Below are 2,378 nucleotides of genomic sequence, written 5' to 3'. Positions count from 1 at the left end.
ATTTTAAGCGGACATAACCTGGCAATCCAACCCGCAACTGTTCATATTCGAAACCGTGGTGCTTAATGAGACCAAAATGAAACGTTGGAAAAAAATATTATTAATTATAAGTTCAATTATCCTCATTTTGGTTCTTAGCAGTGGATTCCTTATGTATAAATTCCTGACTTCACTTCAACCACCAAAAATTGAAATAACAGAGAATTATATTTCGACAAACAGAGATTTTATCAATGGAGTTATAATTGAAAAAATTTCCGTGGACTCAATCGGCAGAAATGGATTACCAGCAAAATACACAGTAAATTATTGGACAAGCTGTAATATGGACCATCCGAAAGGAAAACAACCAGAACCGCCTGACAAAATTGTATTTAGCGAGAGAGGAAAATATTGGTGGATTGAAAAGGAATCTGATATCCAATACATACACAAAGGTTTGCGGAGAGAAACAGTTGATGGAAAAAAACGACTTCCTTTCAGCGTTGGGTTGGAAAGGTTACCGACTTGCCCAATGGAGTTTGAAAAGGAACAATGGTATTTTATAACGGTTGGAGACCTACAAGTGACTGGAATATTCTTTATAATTGACAAAAATGGAAAAAAGAATCAATACTTTATGTCAAGTGGAGTTTCGCCGATATAAAATTACTACGCACAACGATGTATAATCGCAATTACGGCGGATTCGATTACGTCTGAATCCACGCAGAATTGCTAACGTCAGTGATTGAGCGAAAAATTTGCATACTTTAATCCGCACCTGACGGTTTGTAAGCTCCCCTTAAAATAGAACTGTATAAAAGTATCATATTTTGCTTAATTTCAATTGTAACAACAACCTAAAGTTTTGGTCTAACCTGGAAACAATTGTCATATGTATTTTTCAAAAATTAAATCTTCAGCCTTAATCATCTTCATTTTTCTTTCCTATTCTTTATCCTCACAGAATGATCAGTTATTAGATTTAAAATATGATATAGGAAGTCAAATTCAAGAAATGGACAGTTTACTTTTCGATGTCGCATTTAACCAATGCAATCTTGAACTTTTTAAAAAAATAATATCAAAAGAAATTGAATTTTACGATGATCGAACAGGTTTGAATACCTCTTTTGAGCGCGAAATTTCATCTTTTCAGGATAAATGTTCTAAACCCATTTCGATTACCAGGAAACTAGTAGAGAGTTCAGTACATGCTTTAGGTAATTTTTGTGCAGTACAACTAGGGACTCATGAATTTTATGCAAATGATAAAAAGGTAGAACGAGCGAAGTTTATAACAGTTTGGGAACGAAAAGATGACTCATGGATTGTTAAAAGAGTAATCAGTTATGATCATAAACCAATCAGCGAGTAATATCATTACTAAATTAAACAGTATATACCTTTTAGCTATATTTATAAATACAAAAAACTGGATAAACTGATTATCTAGTTTAATTTTTGGCTACTTTGATAAACACAAGAGTACATACATCCAGAAAGCTTGAAAAGACCATTAAGAAGTTGATCACTACCCACTATGATCAGCCAGAGGGAAAATTCGGAAAATGGAATGCAACTATTTTCCATGTCAATCGAAAAAAATGCTGGTTATTCACCCATGGTTGCAGTAAGTATAATGTGATAACTGATATTACAGCCTCCGACTTAAAAAACATAGATCATATTTTCAAAGAGGCTTTATATGAACAACTCGTTTATGACGGCATTATGTTAGACTATAAAACGCTTGATCTGTTCATCGGAAAAGTTATTTTTTATCCAACAGATAATGACCGAAGTACGACAGGCTTTCAGAACCAGAATATACAATCACTTGAATACTGGAAGCATGAATATGCTTCATTAGAAAACATGCCTATTAAGGACTTAACCCATAGGCTCAATACTATTCCCATTCATATAGGGAAAAGCAGAAAAATGTCTGATTTCACTTATCCAAAAACCGAAATAGCAAAACTAATTCAAGAATAGAATATTACTTAGAATTTATGGATATTAACTCCTTAAACTATGTAAATCAAATTCATTCCTCTAAATTAGTCTTTAAGTAAAAATCATGTCAAAATGGAAAAGCCAACATCTGCTCTTATCAGTGAAATTGCAGGCGAAATCGACTGTGGAAACGAATGTTATTACCATCTGACTACTAAACAACTGATTTGTATTCCCAATCCGGATTTGTTAGCCTCTGCCGATGAAGAATTTTATGATAATTTTTACAAGAGTGATATAGAGAAAATAGCAAGTTCCAGAGATAAATATTTAAAATTTGAGGTCTTGACTTCCCATGAATCATTTAAAATCATGGAAGAATTCGCTCATTCACTTGCGGATTTAGCTATGAAAAATAAATTAATTCAAATTTTACA

General features: G+C 32.8%; 4 protein-coding genes. All 4 read left to right on the top strand.

Features of this window, described 5'->3' with window-relative positions; genetic code table 11:
- The first annotated feature begins 76 nt into the window (after positions 1-76).
- Complete coding sequence (locus IIF7_RS20435) at positions 77-646, top strand: hypothetical protein (protein ID WP_084843538.1); 570 nt, start codon at positions 77-79, stop codon at positions 644-646.
- 231 nt (positions 647-877) lie between these two features.
- Positions 878-1,360, top strand: a complete 483-nt coding sequence (locus IIF7_RS20430; RefSeq protein WP_084843537.1) for a nuclear transport factor 2 family protein — start codon at positions 878-880, stop codon at positions 1,358-1,360.
- Between the two features lie 86 nt (positions 1,361-1,446).
- The gene (locus IIF7_RS20425; RefSeq protein ID WP_394335069.1) at positions 1,447-1,980 is read left to right on the top strand and encodes a DUF6933 domain-containing protein; all 534 of its coding nucleotides are present in this window, start codon (positions 1,447-1,449) and stop codon (positions 1,978-1,980) included.
- Between the two features lie 93 nt (positions 1,981-2,073).
- A partial coding sequence (locus IIF7_RS20420) for a hypothetical protein (RefSeq protein WP_084843535.1) occupies positions 2,074-2,378 on the top strand: 305 nt, incomplete at its 3' end.

Origin of the sequence: Zunongwangia atlantica 22II14-10F7 (assembly GCF_002094855.1) — a bacterium.
Lineage (GTDB): Bacteria > Bacteroidota > Bacteroidia > Flavobacteriales > Flavobacteriaceae > Zunongwangia > Zunongwangia atlantica.
This window is presented reverse-complemented; position numbering and strand designations above follow the sequence as displayed.

Excerpts from the sequence above, each read along its gene's own strand:
- IIF7_RS20435 (WP_084843538.1), top strand. The coding sequence starts at position 77 with ATGAAACGTTGGAAAAAAATATTATTAATTATAAGTTCAATTATCCTC.
- IIF7_RS20430 (WP_084843537.1), top strand. The coding sequence starts at position 878 with ATGTATTTTTCAAAAATTAAATCTTCAGCCTTAATCATCTTCATTTTT.